We start from the raw sequence: 19,469 nt of genomic DNA, 5'->3' as shown, positions 1-19,469 counted from the left end.
ATATTATTGATATTCTTTTAGGATTGGAACAATTATTTTACCTAAGGTATTAATAAAATTTAATTCATCATAAGTAAACTCCTTATGATTAATTGATGCTGTTAAGTATATTACTCCAATTATATTTATTTTGTCTTTTAATAAGACTATAATATTAGATTTTAAATCAGGAATGTTTTTAATTTCATCATATTCATCTATGCAATCCCAATCTACTCCACAAATATTTTCTCCTGAATTTATTGTAGCCCTAATCTTATTGTATTTACGTATTTCATCAAATTCACCGCCTGTTTCATCTATAGTTTTAGAGTATCTATTGACTAATTCCCCTTGTTTCATGGTAAACAATGTACATGAATCTGCTTCAACAATTTCTGTAATTCTATTAATTGTAATGGCAATTTTTTCATCTACATTTCCCTCTGAATTAATCAAATCTATGAATTCAATTAAAGTTGAGACATTCTTATAGTCTTGATTTTCACTACCTACAAATATACCACTTAATTTATTTGTAGTGCTTATTTTAGAACCATAGGATTCTTCCCATACTCTAGTAGCATTACGACCACTATTTTTAGCTGCATATAAAGCTTGGTCTGTTTTTTCAATAAGCTCTTCATAGGTAGTCGTATGATTAGGATAATTAGCTACGCCTAAACTTACTGTTACTACTCTTTTATCTCCCATAACTTTTGCCTGATAAATTTTCACTCTAATTCTTTCAGCTATACTCTTAGCTTCCTCTATGCCTGTATTAGGTAATACTATAATAAATTCTTCTCCACCATATCTTCCTACTGCATCATCTTGTCTTATATTTTTTATAATTACTTCACATATCTTACTTAATACTTGGTCACCCATTCTATGTCCAAAGGTATCATTAATGGTTTTAAATTTATCTATATCTACCATTATAGTTGAAAATTCAGAGTTAAAATTAAAAGATCTGTCTATCTGTTCATGAATAAATGATTCTAAATACCTTCTTGTTAATGTCTTAGTCAACTTGTCTATAGTAGAATTTCTTTTTATATTAAGTTTATCAATTATCATGTACAAAATTCTACCTATAGTTACACACTGATGCATTGTCTCCTCATTTATGTTATTTAATTTCCTTTTACTTTCCACATATACATATCCTAACACATCATGATTATAATCATATTTACTCATACCTCTACTATTCTTAGAAATTTGAGTTATTGGTATACACATAGCTGCTTTTATATCATTTTCAATGTCATAAGTTAGTATATTCCCATTGGCATCACAAATAACTTTTCTACTTAACCTAATAGGTATTCCCTTATTTCTAGCTATGTTAACTATAGACATATCATCTGGCAGTTCTACATCATTTCCATCACTTGATACTACAGAAAATCTATTATTATTCTCTATTATTATATTAGTTTTTGTTGCTAAACTAATATTACTTATATATTTGCATATGATGTCCATACTTTCTTGACTATTTCCACATAAGTTATTTAGTAAGTCCTCAATACTATCAATATCTGTAAGATAATCCTTAGATGAATCCTTTAAGGATTTTATAAATTCTTCATTTATAAAATCACTCTCTAATATAATTTGAAATAAATCTTCAATATTTTCTGTTGTATTAATATTTATTTGGTCTAACTTTATTCCTTTTCTTTGATTATAGTAACTTTTTATTTGTAATAGTATTCGAAAGCAATCCAACATGTTTCCTTGATTCTGTAAAAAAGATTTTCTATAGTTCTTAGGAATTTGCAATAATATATCCTGTATTATATCACAGGCTTCTGAAATATATAACGCCGCTTTAGCCCTATCTCCATTCTCATAATAGGTATATCCTATTTTATAATACATTTTCCAGGATAAATTAGAATTTTTAATATCCTTATATTGAGCTAATGCCTCTTCTAAGGCATCTATAGGCATACATTTATCTATAACAGCTTCAATATATATTAAAGTCAATTTATTAAGATCAGACTTTATTTCATGTTTAAACTTTTTAATGTAATAAAATATTTCTGTAGCTACACTATTTAAGCCTTGATTTAAAAGTTGTAAAACTCCATCGGATAACATTGACACCCTTAAATCTACATATAATATCTTTTCACTAGCCTCAATTACATCTTCTATACTTTTCATTTTTCTCTCTAAGAGTATCTTGTTTATAATACAAAGTAGCTCCATTTTATATTTCATTAAAGAATTCGTATTATCAAAAGCCTTTTTACCTTCTAATAAATAATCCATAGCTTTTTGTCTATTACCGATTAAGGAATTCATATAATATTCCAATATATAGTATGGAACTAATTCTTGCTCAAAAATTGAATTTCTTTCTATATATTTGTTGCATATATCTATATATCTAAAACATTCGGAATACTTTCCTTGCTTATATAATGTAGATGCCATATATACATAATTATAAAAATTCATATATATTAATTCATTTTGAGTAGCTATATTAGAGGCCTTATTTAAACACCTATATGCTTCATCATAATTTACTAAAACATAACTAAAAAATCCCATATTAGATAAAGCTATTACTTCATAAAACTTATTTTGTTCAATCTTACTTATTTCATAAAGCCTATCAAACCAACTCAGTGCTTCATCACCATATTGATAATAATCACCATATATAACTCCAATGCTATTATATATTCTAGGTAGTGCCTTAGTATAGTTCTTTTCATAACATTCAGTAACTGTTCCTTTTAATATCTTTAAAGCTTCTTCTTCCTTACATTGGGCAATCAGTGCATTACAATAGCTATTATAAAAACCAACTTTATAATCCATATGCTCTTCTTTACAAAGGCTTATTCCTTCCTTACATACATCTTTAATCTTCTCATACTTTCCAGTATTATATGAATTTCTTACTACTATTCTTAAGTATTCTATAGTACCTTTTAAATAATCTACATTTTCTAGTGCTTTTGATATTCTCTTAGTATAGTACTCGATCTCTTCTTCTTTACATAGATCCATGTATATCCATATCATCTCTACCATAATATCTATATTAGTGATTATCTTATCTTGAAACTTACATAGCTCTTGAGCTTTAATATAATATTCTATGGCCACACTTTTTTCAGATATACTATTATATAACTTACCTAAATTCATATTAGTTTCTATTTCATCATTAATAAATTCATCTCTATTTTCAAACTTATCAATGATTTGAAGAATCTTAAAACTATATCTTATAGCTTCATTTACACTATTTATATTCTCTAATCTCTGCTCATTTTTCTTATAATAGTGTATAAGTTTTCTACTAAGCCCTAAAATCTCAAGATGATAGATGAGTTCCTCTATATAGATATTTAATTCATCATAGCAATATTGTTCAAGTACTACTACAATTTTCCTATGAATATCTTCTTTTGTAGATCGCTCTAAATCCTTATATAGATAACTTCTTAAAAATTTATTATAAAAGGTATACACAAATCCATTATCGCCTATGGAACTATATAATATACCCTTAGCAACCAACTGGGCAACTACATTATCTACATCACTTTCATTTGTTGTAAGTACATCTTTTAATACTCTTACTGGCATTGGTGTATAAAAAAATGAAATTATATATAAAATTTCATAGGATAGTTTGTCTACATCTTTTAATTGGGTTTCACAGACCTTTTCCATATTCACTGGCATATACATATCATGGTTATCAGGCTTATACCATCTACCATTTTCTTCGTTTAAATATATGATTTCTCTATTACATAAATCCTTTAAGGACTCTTCAATGAATAATGGATTTCCCATTGAATATTTATAAAATCTACTTATAAATTCATCGGATATCTTCTCAACATTTAATATATTTCTTAGCATCTTTGCAGAATTGCTCTCTGTTAATGATCTAAGGTGAACATTTAACGCAACTTTATCTGCAATATATTCAATAAACTGTGTAAAATTATTGTTATTAAGGCAATCGCCATCCCTATATCCAATAATAATAAGAACATTGGTCCTAAAATAGGTCTTGTTCAACATATATTGAATTAAATTTAGTGTTAATGTATCATACATATTCATATCATCTATGATAATTACCCCTGGGTTATCATAGTAATACTCTTGTAAAAATGATGATATCTTAGCTATAAGTATAAGTCTTTCTTTATTTTCTAGTTTGAAATATCCTAAATTTTCATTATTATTATCTCCATAAATGTCTGGAGCTAGCAGCATTATTTCTTTCTTATATTTACTAATTAAATTTTTATCTGCAATACTCACTATTTTTCTTAATAACTGTGCAATAGTAACCTTGGTAGATTCTTCTTTATTACTTTTCATATAAAAACATCTAAGTCTTTTATTTTCTTTAACATTCATAATGTATTTTATGTGTTTTAATAACCGAGTCTTACCTATTCCTATTTCACCATGAATTAATATAATATTTTTAGTTTCATGATATTTAACTATATGATTTATGGACTCCATAATCATTTTTAGCTCTTCATCTCTACCTATTAATGGGATATTAAAATTTAATTCTCTTTTTTCACTATTAATTTGATATTTAAAGTTCATGTTATATATGGAATTAACTTGTTTAATAATATCAAAAATACTATTTATTGAGTTATCTCTACTACTACATAGTTTATCTATTAAATTATATAGTTTTACTCCAAATAACTCTTTATATTCTTGTCCTTCATTACTTTCCATGTGTTTTATAATTATTTTACAAGTTTTAGAATCTCTATATCTTCCTTTATTTTTTAATGAAATATTAATTAATATTTCACATAATCTATTTATATAGTATCTTTCTTCTTTAAATTTATTAGAAGTAACCTCTTCTATGTCTTCTGAATAACTAGCTATGCCTGTTTCTCTTGATTGTAAAAGTGCGGTTAATTTATCTTTTAATTTAACTTTAAAATCTAAACTTACATATATATTGTCATCACTAAATGGAACTACTTTCATATAATTGTAACTTTGATTATGTGCTACTACACATATTTCTAAAAATACTTTAATTAATATTTCTTCAGAAATGCCTTCTACAGCATCTAGCAATAACTTGTAATCACTATATACTTCTGTAGTGTAATAATAATTATCCATCTTATCCTTGTTATCTACACTGTTTACTACACCAAAATCTAAAATTCTTATAACATCATTTTTTATAGTAGGTATTTTTTCATATTCAGATATACAATAATTAATTATTTTATTTTCTATATTAGAATTATTTACAACATAAATGTTTACCATAGACATGTTATTATATATGTCTATGGCTTCATATACAGAATAAATTCTATTTTGGTTTAATAATTCCACTATTTTATATCTTTCATTAATTATCTTCATATTTAGTACCTACCTAATTAAAATAATATTAAGTTTAATGTAGATTATTGTTAAATAACTCATAACTATCTATCTTTATTACATATTATACCATACAGCACCATAATAATGTACTTATACATTTTCTTAATGACAAAATAATTTCTTGTATTTTTAGACAAAAATCTTCAATTTAATATTAAAATTTAACCCTCTTGTGTACAAATATATATTAAGTTAATATTTCATAACCATCCTCAGTAACCAGTATGGTGTGTTCCCACTGAGCAGATAACTTGTTATCTTCTGTGACGGCAGTCCAGTTATCATCTAACACAACAGTTTCTGGTACCCCTTCATTTATCATTGGTTCTACTGTAAATGTCATTCCAGGTAGAAGAATCATCCCTTCGCCTTTTTGTCCTATATGAGGAACAAAAGGTTCTTCATGAAATTCATTACCTACACCATGACCACCATAATCATAGACTACAGAATATCCTTTGCTAGTTGCAAACTGATTTATAGCAAATCCTATGTCTCCTAAAGTATTAAAAGGTTTTATCTGCTCTATTCCTATCTTTAAGCACTCTTTAGCAGTTTGTACCAAATCTCTTGCTTTATCACTAACGTTTCCCATGAGAAATGTTCTATTTGAATCACCATAATAACCATCTAGAATACAAGTTACATCAACATTAACTATATCACCATCTTTTATTATAGTTTCTTCGTCTGGTATACCATGACAAACCACACTATTTATAGATACACAGGTGCTCTTAGGAAAGCCATGATATCCTAAAGGTGCTGGATATGCTCCATGGGATACTGTATATTCATGGACCCATTTATTTACTTCTTCTGTAGATATTCCTACTGTTATTCTTTCTTCTACCATATCTAGTATCTCTTTAGTTAGAGCACAACTTTTTCTTATTCCCTCTATGTCTTTTTGTGATTTTATAATATCTCTTGGTATTTTATATCCATATTGCTCACTTAACTTTTCTAAATACTTATCTTGCTCCATATGACACTTTTTATATTTTAATCCGCTACCACACCAACAACTATCATTTCTATTTAATTTATCCATATTAACCTCCATCATAATTTACCTCATACATTTATATATAAATCTAGTATAAAATTATTCTATTTTATATACTATATGTTTTACTTCTATTATATCACTTATTCCTTCTTACCATATTTTAATAGTGAATATTAGTAAAAAAAGTTTTGTAGAAATACATCTACAAAACTTTTAAAGAAATTAAAAATGATAAATATAAATATATCTTCCCTTTTTGTTCTTTAATAACTTTAGATATTCATATAAAGATACATGCTTTCTATTTAATGTATGCTGAGCTACAAATAAATCATTTCTATTTAATGCTATATTAAACTCTTTAGCATGTACTACTTGGGAATGATATACTTTTTTATTGCTATCTGCATATTGTATAACATCACCTATCATTATATAAGTATATAGTTCATCAAACCTAGCTATTGCTTCTTCTACCGTTAACTCTCTGAATTCATTTGCCATATTATTTCCTTCACCATCTTTATTTCCCCAATATTTTCTAAAGTATTCACCACTTCTCCATGTTAGAGAAATTCTCTTTAAAGCCATTGGATCTTTAGTATAGCAAAACCAATCTGTAAACTTTCTATAATCTGACCCCTTCATTTTCATTCCGCCAGCTACTAAAACTTGACTTATAAAATTAGTACAGTCATTATCCTTAAATACAGGGTATTCTTTTACATTGGGAGTCTCTGCATAAGCTTCAGCATAAGCTTTAGCTCTTGCTCTATTATATACATAGTTTTTTCTATTGATTATCTCATCTTTAAGTTGGGATTTTCTTTTGATATTTTTGATTATTTTAAGTAATCTTGTACTCTTCATAATCAGCCTCCCATCTTAAATATTAAAGTTAATTAGGTCATAATTTAACATCTATAATACCTATATACTCACAATCTACTGATTTGTTTACTCTTCTCTGCCATTACCAACAAAAAATAGTGCTAATAATCCTGCTCCAGTATGACTACCTATAGTAGGTCCTAAATTATTAATTATACACTCCTTAACTCTTCCGCTTTTTCTACAGAACTCTTCTAACAACTTTGCATCTTCTAAACAATCTCCATGAGAAATAGTTATTAGTTGTTCTTCTCCTATGCTTCTTTCCTCAAATTTTTTTACAAGCTCTAGCATAGCCTTTTTTCTACCTCTAACCTTACTAAGAGGTATTAGTTTCCCCTCATTATTCATATGAAGTACCGGTTTTACACTAAGTAAAGTTCCCACCGTTGCAGCAGAACTTGATACTCTTCCACCTCTTTTTAAATGCTTTAAATCATCTACTGTAAAGTAATGATTTATTTTTAGTTTTATTCCTTCCGCAAACTCAACTATTTCTTCTTTTGATTTATTTTCTTTCATCATATCATAAACCTTATATACTAGTAATCCTATTCCCATACTAGCAGATAATGTATCTATTATAGTTATATCACAATCTGGATATTCTTCTTTCACACTTAAAGACGCATTTATTGCATTATTTACAGTTCCTGATAACCCTGAAGATAGTCCTATATAAATAATTGCTTTTCCTTCTTTTACTATATTTTTAAAAGCTTCTTCAAATTTATATACATTAATCTGGGATGTAGTATACATATCTCCAGCTCTTAAACCATCATAAAACTCTTTAATATCCAAAGTCTGACCAAAATAATCCTCTATATCTCGGCCTTTGAAATTACACCCAATAGGTAGACCTACTATGTTGGGTTGATTTATAAATTCAATAGGTAAATCGCTACCAGAATCAACTACTAAAACTACTTTGTTATTCATATATCATATTCCTCTCATTTATAAATTTATATAGCTTTTACTACATTCATTTTATATACTTAATTTTAATTATGGTCTCTTCTATATTATAATAGCTAGTTCAATTATTCATTTAATTATATATTAACAAAATAAAATAAGACCAATTATTATTAGTATTATAATCATTTTACTATAAGTTAAAACAATTTACATCAATACTATATTATAATTAGTCATATATTACCATATTTTATTAGTTTATTCTATATATTTACCTAACTTTCTAAACTTATAATATCTCTTAGTCAATAAAGAGTCTACAGGTTCTTTACTTAATCTTTCTAATACTTCTTTTAAATTTGCTTTTATACTTAAAATCATTTTATTTGAATCTTCCTGTGCTCCTCCTTTAGGTTCTTTGATAACCCTATCAATAACTCCTAAACCTAATAAATCTGAAGATGTTATTTTCATTATTTCAGCTGCCTCTTTAGCTTTAGTAACATCTTTATATAAAATAGATGCAAATCCTTCTGGAGATAAAATTGAGTATATAGAATTCTCAAGCATCCATACCTCATCAGCAACAGCAAGAGCCAATGCTCCTCCACTTCCACCTTCTCCTATAATCATAGAAACTATAGGAACCTTTAAATTACTCATAGTCATAAGATTTTTAGCAATTGCCTCCCCTATACCGCGCTCTTCTGATTCTATTCCACAAAAAGCACCTGGAGTGTCTACAAAAATAATTACAGGTCTTTTAAATTTTTCTGCTTGGAGCATAAGTCTTAATGCTTTTCTATATCCTTCTGGCTTTGGCATTCCAAAATTTCTTTCTATATTTTCTTTAGTACTATTGCCCTTTTGTATTCCAATAACTGTAACACTTTTATTTTCAAATTTAGCTATACCACCTACTATGGCACTATCATCGCCATAGCCTCTATCGCCTTTTAACTCTATAAAATCCTCAAATATACTATTAATATAGTTAAGTGCTGTAGGTCTCTTAATACTACGTGCTATACTTACCTTTTCCCACGAGCTAAACTTGTTATCCATCTACTTCCAACACCTCTATTCCTTGTATCTTCAATTCACATGTATTTTTATAATAGTACTAAGAGTACTCTTCATATCCTTCCTGTGTACAACCTTATCTACATAGCCCTTTTCCAAAAGAAATTCCGCTGTCTGAAAATTATCTGGTAGCTTTTGCTTTATTGTTTGCTCAATAACTCTTCGTCCTGCAAATCCAATAAGTGCATTAGGTTCAGCAAGTATTATATCTCCTATCATTGCAAAACTTGCTGTTACACCTCCAGTGGTTGGATCTGTTAGTACAGATATATATAGTAATCCCCTATCATTATGATAGGATAATGCTGCTGACGTTTTGGCCATTTGCATAAGAGAAAATATTCCTTCTTGCATTCTTGCTCCTCCAGAGCAAGTAAATATTACTATTGGAAGTTCCTCCTTTGTTGCTAATTCTATGGCTCGTGTAATCTTCTCTCCAACTACACTTCCCATACTTCCCATGAGAAAATTACTGTCCATAGCACATATAACTACAGTATTACCATCTATCTTCCCTATACCTGCTATAACAGCCTCCTTCATATTAGTAACTCTTTGTATCTTACTTACCTTCTCCGTATATTCTGGAAAGTCTAAAGGATTGTCTGAAATCATATCTGCAAATAATTCTTTAAATGTTCCTTCATCGATTGTTTGCTTAATTCTTTCTCTTGCTGTAAGTCTAAAATGTCCTCCACAAGAATAACACACTTTTAAATTACTTATTAAATCTCCTCTATATATGGTATTACCGCATTTAGGACATCTAATCCACATTCCATCAGGTACTTGTGGTCTCTTTTTTATCTCGCCCTCTTTATTGCTCGGTTTTACTTCGATATAAACATTTTTTTTTAAATAATGACCTTAAATCTTTCATATAATTACCTCATTTAGATTTAAACTATTTAACTTTATTAAGATATGCTTCTAAGAACCCTGTATCAAAAGTTCCTTCTACAAAACTCTCATTAGTTAAAATATCAAGCTGAAGGTCTATGTTAGTACTAACTCCTTCTATTATGAATTCACTTAATGCTCTTTTCATTTTGCTTATAGCTTCTTCTCTATCTTTACCGTGAACTACAAGTTTACCAATCATTGAATCATAGCAGTGTGGAATTTTATATCCTTGATATACGGCAGAATCTAACCTAATCCCATTTCCACCAGGTACATATAAATTAGTTATTTCACCTGGACAAGGTCTAAAATTTTTATAAGGATCCTCCGCATTTATTCTACACTCAATAGAGTGACCTGTAATTTTTATATCTTCTTGTGAAAAACTTAACTTTTCTCCATAAGCTATCCTAATTTGTTCTTTTATTAAGTCAACTCCTGTTACCATTTCTGTTACAGGATGCTCTACCTGTATTCTAGTGTTCATCTCCATGAAATAGAACTTCTTATGCTTATCTACTAGAAATTCTATAGTTCCAGCATTTACATACCCTATAGATTTAGCTGCTTTAACTGCAGTCTCTCCCATTTTTTTTCTCATACTATCATCTATAAATACTGATGGTGCTTCTTCTAACACCTTTTGATTTTTTCTTTGTATAGAACATTCACGCTCTCCTAGATATACTGTATTTCCATAATTATCTGCTATGAGTTGTATTTCTATATGCCTTGGTTTTTCTATAAACTTTTCTATATACATCGAATCATCGTTAAATGAAACTTTTGCTTCTCTCTTTGCTGCATTAAAATCACTTATAAGCTGATTCTCATTATTTACAATCCTAATTCCTTTTCCACCGCCTCCGCTAGAGGCCTTTATCATTACTGGATATCCTATTTCTTTAGCTATTACTATAGCTTCCTCTTCATTATTTATAATTCCCTTTGATCCTGGTACTACTGGTATATTAGCCTTTTCCATAAGTTCTCTGGCTTTTGACTTGTTTCCCATATTGTTTATATTTTCTGCTGTGGGCCCTATAAATTTAATATTACACTCTTCACACATTTTGGCAAATCTACTATTTTCAGATAAAAATCCAAACCCTGGATGAATAGCCTCTGCACCTTTTAAAATAGTAGCATTTAATATATTATTTTCATTTAGATAACTATCCTTTGAGGCTGATGGTCCAATACAAACACACTCATCTGCCATTTGTGCATGCAAAGCTTCTCTATCACCTTCAGAATATACAGCTACAGTTTGTATTCCCATTTCTCTACAAGCCCTAATTATTCTAACTGCAATTTCTCCTCTATTAGCAATTAATATCTTTTTAAACATACGGCTACCTCTCTTACTTTTATACTCCTACTGCGAAGGTTAATTCACATTCACAAGCTACTACTCCATCAACTGTGGCAATTCCTTTACCGATACCTATTGGTCCTTTTATCTTTATAATTTCAACTTCTAGTTTTAATCTATCACCAGGTATAACTTTTCTCTTAAACCTAGCATTTTTTATCCCACCGAAGTAGGCTATCTTACCTCTAAACTTTTCATCATAAAGTAATGCAATGGCACCAACTTGTGCAAGCGCTTCTACTATTATCACTCCAGGTAATACTGGTTCTTGTGGAAAATGACCTTGAAAAAAATATTCATTCATAGTTATATTTTTATATCCTACTGCTTTTTTCATTGGTTCTAAACCTTCTATTTGATCTACAAATAAAAATGGATATCTATGAGGTATTATTTCTTGTATCTCTTTTATATTGAGTTTTATTACATCACTTTCTATTACATCTAACATTATTTATACTACCTCCTTTATATAATCTATATTTCTAAAGTTTTATCGCCATTATAGGCTGACCAAATTCTACTACATCTCCATTATTAACAAATATTTTAGCCACCGTTCCTTCAACTTCACATTCAATTTCATTCATCAATTTCATAGCTTCAATTATGCACAGAATTGACTCCTTTGATACCGAATCTCCTATTTTTGTATAAGGTTCTCCATTTTCTGTAGGTGAAGAATAATATGTTCCTACCATAGGTGACTTGACTATAAAGCATTCTTCTAAATTACTCTCTTCAGTAGCTATTTCTTCAGTAATTATTTCTTCATGCTTTGTTGATATTACTGAAGTATTATCACTTACATTATTAGTATGACTAACAAACTCTGTATCACATTTATCTGTGATTTTAGATTGATTTAATGCTCTAGCATCTTCATTATAAATAATTTTGCTAGAATCATTTTTGCTCATCCTTATTCTAAGTCCTGCTTCTTCTAGTTCTAATTCCTTAAGATCGGAATCATTTATTAATTTAATTAGCCTTTCAATTGCTTCATAATTCATAATTTATTCCTCCCATTTCTTAAATAAAAGTGTAGCATTATGACCACCAAATCCTAAGGAATTAGACAAAGCATATTTTAGTTCTGCTCTTCTTCCAATATTAGGAACATAATCTAAATCACAATCTTCATCCTTCTCTTCAAGACCAATAGTAGCTGGAATAAACCCTTCCTCTAAAGCTTTTATACATACAATTGATTCTATAGCACCTGATGCTCCCAATAAATGTCCTGTCATTGACTTTGTAGAACTAACTGGGATCTTATAGGCTTGTTCTTTAAATAAATTTTTAATAGCTATAGTTTCAAATTTATCATTATATGGAGTACTAGTTCCATGAGCATTAATATATGATATATCTTCTAAACTTACATTTCCTTCTTCTATGGCAAGTTGCATTGCTCTTGCTGCCCCTTCTCCATCAGCACTAGGCTGAGTGATATGATAGGCATCACAAGTAGCTCCATATCCAATAACTTCACCATATATTTTTGCACCTCTTGCCTTTGCATGCTGGAGCTCTTCTAAAATTAAAACTCCTGCTCCTTCACCCATTACGAATCCACTTCTATTTTTATCAAAAGGAGTAGATGCTTTTTTAGGATCCTCACTCTTACTTAAAGCCGTTAACGCAGTAAATCCAGCAAGACCTATTGATGTTATAGATGCCTCTGTCCCACCTGTAATCATTACCTCTGCTCTATTTGCCTTTATCATCTCAAAAGCTTCACCTATACTATTAGTTCCTGTAGCACAAGCTGTCACTACAGATAGGCATGGCCCTTTAGCACCATATTTAATAGCAACATTTCCTCCTGCCATATTCTCTATCATCATAGGAATTAAAAATGGTGATACCTTAGTTGTATCTCTTTCTAACATTCTTTTATATTCATTTTCTAATGTATCGAGTCCGCCAATTCCTGAACTAATTAAAACACCTAATCTATATTTATCAATACTATCTAAATCTAAATTTGAAGATTTTACTGCTTCCTCTGCTGCTGCCATAGCAAGTTGACAATATCTATCCATTCTCTTAGCTTCTTTTCTATCAATAACCTCTGTAGGGTCAAAACCTTTAACCTCTGCAGCTATTTTAACTTTAAACTTTTCTACATCCATAGATTTTATAAAATCTATGCCACATTTACCATTCTTAACTCCATCCCAAAAGCTGTTAATATCATTACCAATAGGAGTTAATGCTCCCATACCTGTGATTACCACTCTTCTATTCACTTTATATGTCCTCCTTAAATAACTACATTACCATTCCGCCATCTACATTTATAACTTGACCTGTTATATAGTCTCCACCCTCTGATGCAAGAAAAACTACAGTCCTTGCTACATCTTCTACATTTCCAAATCTATTTAAAGGGATTAGTCCTAACATACCATCCTTTACTTTTTCACTTAATACATCTGTCATATCGCTTTTTATAAATCCTGGTGCTACAGCATTTACAGTTATCCCTCTAGTTCCTACTTCCTTAGCTATTGACTTAGTAAGTCCTATAACACCGGCTTTAGATGCTGCATAGTTTGCCTGCCCTGCATTCCCTACAACTCCTACTACAGAAGAAATATTTATAATCTTTCCACTTCTCTGTTTAAGCATGTGAGCCACTGCACTCTTACAAGTATTAAATACACCCTTAAGATTTATATCTATAACCTTATCAAAGTGCTCTTCTTTCATTCTCATAATTAATCCATCTTTTGTTATTCCTGCATTATTAATTAATATGTCTATAGTTCCAAAAACTTTTACCGTTTCATCTATTAATTTTTTTCCTTCTTCGAAACTACTTACATCTCCTTTTACTAAAATAGCATTTCCTCCAAGACTTTTTATTTCCTCGGCAACTTTTTCTGCCTCTGCATCACTACTAACATAATTTATAACCACATTAGCTCCTTTTTTACCAAACTCTATAGCTATAGCTCTTCCTATACCTCTACTTCCTCCAGTAACTACCACATTCTTTCCTTTAAACATATATATATCCTCTCCTATACATGAGCTTCTTGTAAATATTTCAATGTACTATAAATTGATTCTTTATCCTCAACATTTAATATTTTTACATCTTTACTTATTTTCTTTACAAAACCACTAAGGGCCTTTCCTGGTCCAACTTCTATAAAAGTATTAATTCCCATATCAATCATATTTTCTATTGTCTTTTGCCATTTCACAGAAGATTTAACTTGAGCTTCTAACAACTGTCTAAGTTCCATTACGTTTTGTAAAACATCTCCTGTAACATTAGGTATTACTTCTATATTGCTTTCATTAAAAGTTACCTCACTTAATACATCTCCTAATTTTTTTGATGCATTTTCCATTAATTCTGTATGAAATCCTCCACTTACTGGTAACTTAACAATTTTCTTGGCGCCTTCAATTTTTAAACTTTTCATAGCTTCTTCTACTAAGAAATCCTCTCCTGAAATTACAATTTGAGAACTACAATTATAATTTGCTATACCTATTATTCCTTTATCACTAAGTTCATTACAGACTTCTTCTATAATTTCTATTTTTCCACCAATGATAGCCGCCATAGATCCGTTAGTTTTATCACTGTCTTCCTTCATGAATATTCCTCTTTCTCTTACTACTCTTAATCCTTCTTCAAAATTCATAATTCCACTTGAGATTAGAGCAGAATATTCTCCAAGGCTCAATCCTGCAACAACTTTAGGATTTATTCCATGAGATTTTAAAATTTCAAATAATGCTATTGAAAGAGTTACTATAGCTACTTGATTATTTTCAGTAGAAGTTAGTTCTTCTATGGGACCATTGAAGCATAACTCACTTATATCTTTATTTAAAATTTTGTTAGCTTTTTCAAATACTTTCTTAGCTTCTAAGAATTCTTCATATATTTCCTTTCCCATACCTACGTACTGACTTCCTTGGCCCGGGAAAATAAATGCGATATTTTTCATAGTTACCTCTCAATTTTAAAATTTATTTATCATGGATTTTAGTAAAGTTTCAGTACCTTCTACAAAATCTTTAATTATTTCTTCACAGCTTTCTTCCTTTTTTATTAAACCTGCAATTTGACCTGCCATAATAGAACCATTATCTACATCACCGTCTATAACAGCCTTTTTAAGTCCACCAACCCCTAATTGCTCTAGCTCTTCAGCTGATGTACCTAACTTCTCAAGCCTTACATATTCTCTAGATAATCTATTTCTAAGAACTCTTACAGGATGCCCAGTACTTCTACCTGTAACTACTGAATCTATATCCTTTGATTCTATTACCTTCTTTTTATAATTTTCATGAATAGTGCATTCATTAGCTGCTAGAAATCTAGTTCCTACTTGAAATCCATTAGCACCTAATGCTAATGCAGCCAACATTCCTCTAGAATCTCCTATACCACCAGCTGCTATAACAGGTATATTTACAGCATCTATAACCTGAGGAAGAAGTGCCATAGTTGTAAGTTCTCCTATGTGTCCACCAGCTTCACAACCTTCAGCAATTACCATATCTGCTCCACTTCGCTCCATTCGTTTTGCAAGCCCTGTTGAAGCTACTACTGGAATAACCTTAATATTATGATTTTTCCACATATTCATGTATTTACCTGGGTTTCCTGCGCCTGTTGTAACAACCTTTACTCCTTCTTCACAAACAATCTTAGCAACCTCATCTGCATTATCACTAAGAAGCATTATGTTTACTCCAAAAGGTTTATCTGTAAGTTCTTTAGCTTTTCTTATTTCTAATCTAACATTTTCTGGAGAGTTATTTCCTGCCGCTATAATTCCAAGTCCTCCCGCATTTGATACGCTACTTGCTAATATGCTATCTGCAATCCAAGCCATAGCCCCTTGAATTATTGGGTATTGTATTCCTAAAGCTTCACATATATCTGATTTGAACATATATACCTCCTATGGTTAAGGTCAGATAGATAGCTATCTGACCTTTGTTTTAATTAACTTTGCTTTCTATATAGCTTGAAATATCTTGAACATTTTTTATGTTTTCTATATCCTCATTTGGAATTTCAATATCAAACTCTTCTTCTAAACTCATAACAATTTCAAATATTTCTAGAGAATCTATTCCTAAATCATCTGTAAAACTTGCTTGTATATTTAGTTCCTCTACCTCTACACCTAGTTCTTTTGCTATAACTTTTTTTACTCTTTCTAATACCATTTTTTATTCCTCCTATATACTTTTAATTATTTATTCCATTTTAACAGTGCACTACCATAGGTTAGTCCACCACCAAATCCTATAATTACTATGTTACTTCCTTGTTTAATTTGACCATTTTTATTTGCTTCATCTAAAGCTATTGGAATACTTGCACTAGATGTATTCCCCTTTTTGTCTAAATTTATAATGAATCTAGATAAAGGTATATCAATTTTCTTACTAACACTTTCTATCATTCTTATATTAGCTTGATGTGGAAGTATAAAATCTATATCATCCTTTTTTATATTGCTTTTTTCAATAATTCTATTAAATTCCTCTTCCATAACCTTAACAGCAAACTTATAAATATCTTTTCCATTCATCTGAATCTTATTATTATTTATAACTTCCTTGGTACATATATTCTCCATAGGAAGTATGTCACAAGTAAGGGATTCACCTTTAGATCCTACACTTTTACAGTTGATATAACTTATATACTCTTCAGAATCTTTTCCTATAACTACAGCTCCTGCTCCATCTCCAAATAATACACAAGTATTTCTATCTTCCCAATTTACGATTTTAGATAATACCTCTGCTCCAATTATTAAAGCTTTTGTAGCCCTACCTGTTTCTATATATCCCTTAGCTATATCTAGCGCAAATATAAATCCACTACATGCAGCATTTATATCAAAAGCCATAGCATTTACAGCACCTATTTCCTTTTGTACATTACATGCAACTGATGGAATTAAACTATCTGGTGAAACTGTAGCCACTAAAATTAAATCAATTTCTTTACCATCTACATTACTATCTTCTAAAGCCTTTAAAGCTGACTTTATTGCTAATTCTGAAGTATCTTCTCCAGTAGAAATTCTTCTTTCCGCAATTCCAGTTCTCTCTCTAATCCAGCTATCTGAAGTATCTACAATATTTTCTATATCTTTATTGTAAACTATATTAGATGGTGTATAAGAACCTGTTCCTAGTATTCTTGAACCAATCACATCTATTCTCCTTTACTTATTTTTTAAGATTGTATTTTGACTTAAAGAAGCTATTTACTTTCTCTAGAGATCTTATTAGCACTTCTTCCTCTTCATCTGTTAAACCTTTTATAGTTTCACTAATCATGTCCTGATGAAATTTTTCATGAACTCTATATGCTAACTTTCCTTTTCTAGTAAGAGCTATCATTACAGATCTTCTGTCTTCTTCTCCTCTTGTACGTTCTACATATCCTTTTTTTACAAGTTTCGTTATGGCTGTAGTTAAAGTACCTACTGTAATATTTAAATCATTTGCTACTTCCGTCATTGTTCTTGGATGATACATTCCTATAGCTTCAATAGTATGTATCTCTGTAACCGATAAATCTTTAAGTACTCCTTCTTGTAGAGCAGTTTGTTCAATCTCTAGAATATCATTAAATATAGTTACTAATAATTCATTTAATACGTATTTATTTGAATTTAAGGATTTCATTCTACTTTATTCTCCTTTTGTTTGACTTTCAAATAGTTTGATAATCAAAGTATATTACTAAAGAAAAACAAAGTCAATATATATTTTTTACTTTTATTTTTACAAATAATTTAACTTGTCACAATTTATTCATTTTTACCAAAAATAAAGTCTAGATAAATCTAGACTTTATTAAAAATTTAATATCCAATTATCCCTGTATATCCTAAAGGATCTATTGGAACTCCATCTACTCTTATCTCAAAATGTAGATGTGGACCTGTGCTATCTCCAGTATTACCAACTTCTGCTATAACTTGCCCTCTTAGAACCTGTTCACCTTCAGACACATTTAATTTGCTACAATGTGCATATACAGTCTGCAAGTTATCACTATGGTCGATTATTACTACTTTACCATACCCATCTGCTATCCCTGAAAAGCTCACTGTTCCATCTAATGCAGCTTGAATTTCAGTACCTGTATTAGCAGCCAAATCAATCCCCTTATGATAATATCCTTCTCTCTTCTCACCAAAAGTGGAAGTTAGTATACCTTTTATAGGTGTTGTTATTGAATTGTGTAAAAAAACCTCTCTATTTATTTGGGTATTCCCCCTACTAAGAGGCGTAAAAGCAACTTGCGAATTATTAGTCTTTTGTATATATTTAACCTGATTTTCTTTTGTAACTGTAAAGTTAATTAAACTGTTATCATTTGTATTATTGTATCCTATTATTTTATTAGAAATTTCACTTTCACTTAAAACATCTTCTTTATTACAAGTTATTTTTTCATATACTATCTTATTATTTACAGCAATATCTTTAACATTATCTATATTACATGTATCTATATAGATATCTCTTACTTTATTAAGAGCATTGTTACCTGTAGCTTCATCAGCAACTATGCCAATTTCTACACCATCTGATTTCATAACTACTGCCTTTATTTTTTCATTCGCTTTTACATTTTCTTTTGCTTCTACCGGATTCATGGTAATCATAGTTAAAATACATAAGAGTGATACACATACTATGACTAATTCTCGTAGTATATTTTTCATCATTGTATTACCTCCCTACTACAATGATAATATACCCCATTGAAATTATTTTAAACATAATGTACAAAACAATAGTCAATTTTATTATTAATAAAATATTAATTTTATATACTAATAT

17 protein-coding genes are annotated in these 19,469 nt (G+C 29.6%); all 17 read right to left on the bottom strand.

Going from position 1 to position 19,469, the window contains the following annotated elements:
* Positions 1-3 precede the first annotated feature (3 nt).
* The 17 genes from IO99_RS14200 to IO99_RS14120 all read right to left on the bottom strand — a co-directional run bounded on the left by IO99_RS14200 (position 4) and on the right by IO99_RS14120 (position 19,354).
* Positions 4-5,397 carry a diguanylate cyclase gene (locus IO99_RS14200; protein ID WP_035134582.1) on the bottom strand — a complete coding sequence of 1,798 codons (5,394 nt, stop codon included), beginning with the start codon at positions 5,395-5,397 and terminating at the stop codon, positions 4-6.
* Positions 5,398-5,608: 211 nt separating this feature from the next.
* On the bottom strand, positions 5,609-6,475 hold the full coding sequence (gene map / locus IO99_RS14195) for a type I methionyl aminopeptidase (RefSeq protein WP_035134616.1): 867 nt from the start codon (positions 6,473-6,475) through the stop codon (positions 5,609-5,611).
* A 180-nt stretch (positions 6,476-6,655) separates the two neighbouring features.
* The gene (locus tag IO99_RS14190) at positions 6,656-7,303 is read right to left on the bottom strand and encodes an amidase domain-containing protein (RefSeq protein WP_051824158.1); all 648 of its coding nucleotides are present in this window, start codon (positions 7,301-7,303) and stop codon (positions 6,656-6,658) included.
* An 87-nt stretch (positions 7,304-7,390) separates the two neighbouring features.
* Complete coding sequence (locus tag IO99_RS14185; RefSeq protein ID WP_035134576.1) at positions 7,391-8,266, bottom strand: DegV family protein; 876 nt, start codon at positions 8,264-8,266, stop codon at positions 7,391-7,393.
* Between the two features lie 240 nt (positions 8,267-8,506).
* Complete coding sequence (locus IO99_RS14180) at positions 8,507-9,313, bottom strand: acetyl-CoA carboxylase carboxyltransferase subunit alpha (RefSeq protein ID WP_035134571.1); 807 nt, start codon at positions 9,311-9,313, stop codon at positions 8,507-8,509.
* Between the two features lie 30 nt (positions 9,314-9,343).
* Entirely contained in the window at positions 9,344-10,171 is an 828-nt protein-coding gene (gene accD, locus IO99_RS14175) for an acetyl-CoA carboxylase, carboxyltransferase subunit beta (RefSeq protein ID WP_035134570.1), read from the bottom strand.
* Between the two features lie 64 nt (positions 10,172-10,235).
* Complete coding sequence (locus tag IO99_RS14170) at positions 10,236-11,585, bottom strand: acetyl-CoA carboxylase biotin carboxylase subunit (RefSeq protein ID WP_035134569.1); 1,350 nt, start codon at positions 11,583-11,585, stop codon at positions 10,236-10,238.
* 19 nt (positions 11,586-11,604) lie between these two features.
* The gene (gene fabZ / locus IO99_RS14165; RefSeq protein WP_423219432.1) at positions 11,605-12,033 is read right to left on the bottom strand and encodes a 3-hydroxyacyl-ACP dehydratase FabZ; all 429 of its coding nucleotides are present in this window, start codon (positions 12,031-12,033) and stop codon (positions 11,605-11,607) included.
* A gap of 61 nt (positions 12,034-12,094) precedes the next feature.
* On the bottom strand, positions 12,095-12,622 hold the full coding sequence (gene accB / locus IO99_RS14160) for an acetyl-CoA carboxylase biotin carboxyl carrier protein (RefSeq protein WP_035134567.1): 528 nt from the start codon (positions 12,620-12,622) through the stop codon (positions 12,095-12,097).
* 3 nt (positions 12,623-12,625) lie between these two features.
* The gene (fabF, locus tag IO99_RS14155) at positions 12,626-13,864 is read right to left on the bottom strand and encodes a beta-ketoacyl-ACP synthase II (protein ID WP_035134566.1); all 1,239 of its coding nucleotides are present in this window, start codon (positions 13,862-13,864) and stop codon (positions 12,626-12,628) included.
* A gap of 22 nt (positions 13,865-13,886) precedes the next feature.
* Positions 13,887-14,627, bottom strand: coding sequence for a 3-oxoacyl-[acyl-carrier-protein] reductase (gene fabG, locus IO99_RS14150; protein ID WP_035134565.1), 741 nt, complete (start codon positions 14,625-14,627; stop codon positions 13,887-13,889).
* A 14-nt stretch (positions 14,628-14,641) separates the two neighbouring features.
* Positions 14,642-15,586, bottom strand: a complete 945-nt coding sequence (gene fabD, locus IO99_RS14145; RefSeq protein WP_035134564.1) for an ACP S-malonyltransferase — start codon at positions 15,584-15,586, stop codon at positions 14,642-14,644.
* 15 nt (positions 15,587-15,601) lie between these two features.
* The gene (fabK, locus tag IO99_RS14140; protein WP_035134563.1) at positions 15,602-16,543 is read right to left on the bottom strand and encodes an enoyl-[acyl-carrier-protein] reductase FabK; all 942 of its coding nucleotides are present in this window, start codon (positions 16,541-16,543) and stop codon (positions 15,602-15,604) included.
* A gap of 49 nt (positions 16,544-16,592) precedes the next feature.
* Positions 16,593-16,823: an acyl carrier protein gene (gene acpP / locus IO99_RS14135; protein WP_035134562.1), complete on the bottom strand. Its 231-nt coding sequence runs from the start codon at positions 16,821-16,823 to the stop codon at positions 16,593-16,595.
* 26 nt (positions 16,824-16,849) lie between these two features.
* Positions 16,850-17,824, bottom strand: coding sequence for a beta-ketoacyl-ACP synthase III (locus IO99_RS14130; RefSeq protein WP_035134560.1), 975 nt, complete (start codon positions 17,822-17,824; stop codon positions 16,850-16,852).
* Positions 17,825-17,840: 16 nt separating this feature from the next.
* Positions 17,841-18,302 (bottom strand): MarR family winged helix-turn-helix transcriptional regulator, encoded by a 462-nt coding sequence (locus tag IO99_RS14125; RefSeq protein ID WP_035134559.1) that lies wholly within the window; start codon positions 18,300-18,302, stop codon positions 17,841-17,843.
* Between the two features lie 179 nt (positions 18,303-18,481).
* Positions 18,482-19,354 (bottom strand): M23 family metallopeptidase, encoded by an 873-nt coding sequence (locus IO99_RS14120; RefSeq protein ID WP_051824155.1) that lies wholly within the window; start codon positions 19,352-19,354, stop codon positions 18,482-18,484.
* Positions 19,355-19,469: the final 115 nt, after the last annotated feature.

The organism is Clostridium sulfidigenes (assembly GCF_000732635.1).
GTDB classification, from domain to species: domain Bacteria; phylum Bacillota; class Clostridia; order Clostridiales; family Clostridiaceae; genus Clostridium_J; species Clostridium_J sulfidigenes.
This window is presented reverse-complemented; position numbering and strand designations above follow the sequence as displayed.

Excerpts from the sequence above, each read along its gene's own strand:
- IO99_RS14200 (WP_035134582.1), bottom strand. The coding sequence starts at position 5,397 with ATGAAGATAATTAATGAAAGATATAAAATAGTGGAATTATTAAACCAA.
- map (WP_035134616.1), bottom strand. The coding sequence starts at position 6,475 with ATGGATAAATTAAATAGAAATGATAGTTGTTGGTGTGGTAGCGGATTA.
- IO99_RS14190 (WP_051824158.1), bottom strand. The coding sequence starts at position 7,303 with ATGAAGAGTACAAGATTACTTAAAATAATCAAAAATATCAAAAGAAAA.
- IO99_RS14185 (WP_035134576.1), bottom strand. The coding sequence starts at position 8,266 with ATGAATAACAAAGTAGTTTTAGTAGTTGATTCTGGTAGCGATTTACCT.
- IO99_RS14180 (WP_035134571.1), bottom strand. The coding sequence starts at position 9,313 with ATGGATAACAAGTTTAGCTCGTGGGAAAAGGTAAGTATAGCACGTAGT.
- IO99_RS14170 (WP_035134569.1), bottom strand. The coding sequence starts at position 11,585 with ATGTTTAAAAAGATATTAATTGCTAATAGAGGAGAAATTGCAGTTAGA.
- accB (WP_035134567.1), bottom strand. The coding sequence starts at position 12,622 with ATGAATTATGAAGCAATTGAAAGGCTAATTAAATTAATAAATGATTCC.
- fabG (WP_035134565.1), bottom strand. The coding sequence starts at position 14,627 with ATGTTTAAAGGAAAGAATGTGGTAGTTACTGGAGGAAGTAGAGGTATA.
- fabD (WP_035134564.1), bottom strand. The coding sequence starts at position 15,586 with ATGAAAAATATCGCATTTATTTTCCCGGGCCAAGGAAGTCAGTACGTA.
- fabK (WP_035134563.1), bottom strand. The coding sequence starts at position 16,543 with ATGTTCAAATCAGATATATGTGAAGCTTTAGGAATACAATACCCAATA.
- acpP (WP_035134562.1), bottom strand. The coding sequence starts at position 16,823 with ATGGTATTAGAAAGAGTAAAAAAAGTTATAGCAAAAGAACTAGGTGTA.
- IO99_RS14125 (WP_035134559.1), bottom strand. The coding sequence starts at position 18,302 with ATGAAATCCTTAAATTCAAATAAATACGTATTAAATGAATTATTAGTA.
- IO99_RS14120 (WP_051824155.1), bottom strand. The coding sequence starts at position 19,354 with ATGATGAAAAATATACTACGAGAATTAGTCATAGTATGTGTATCACTC.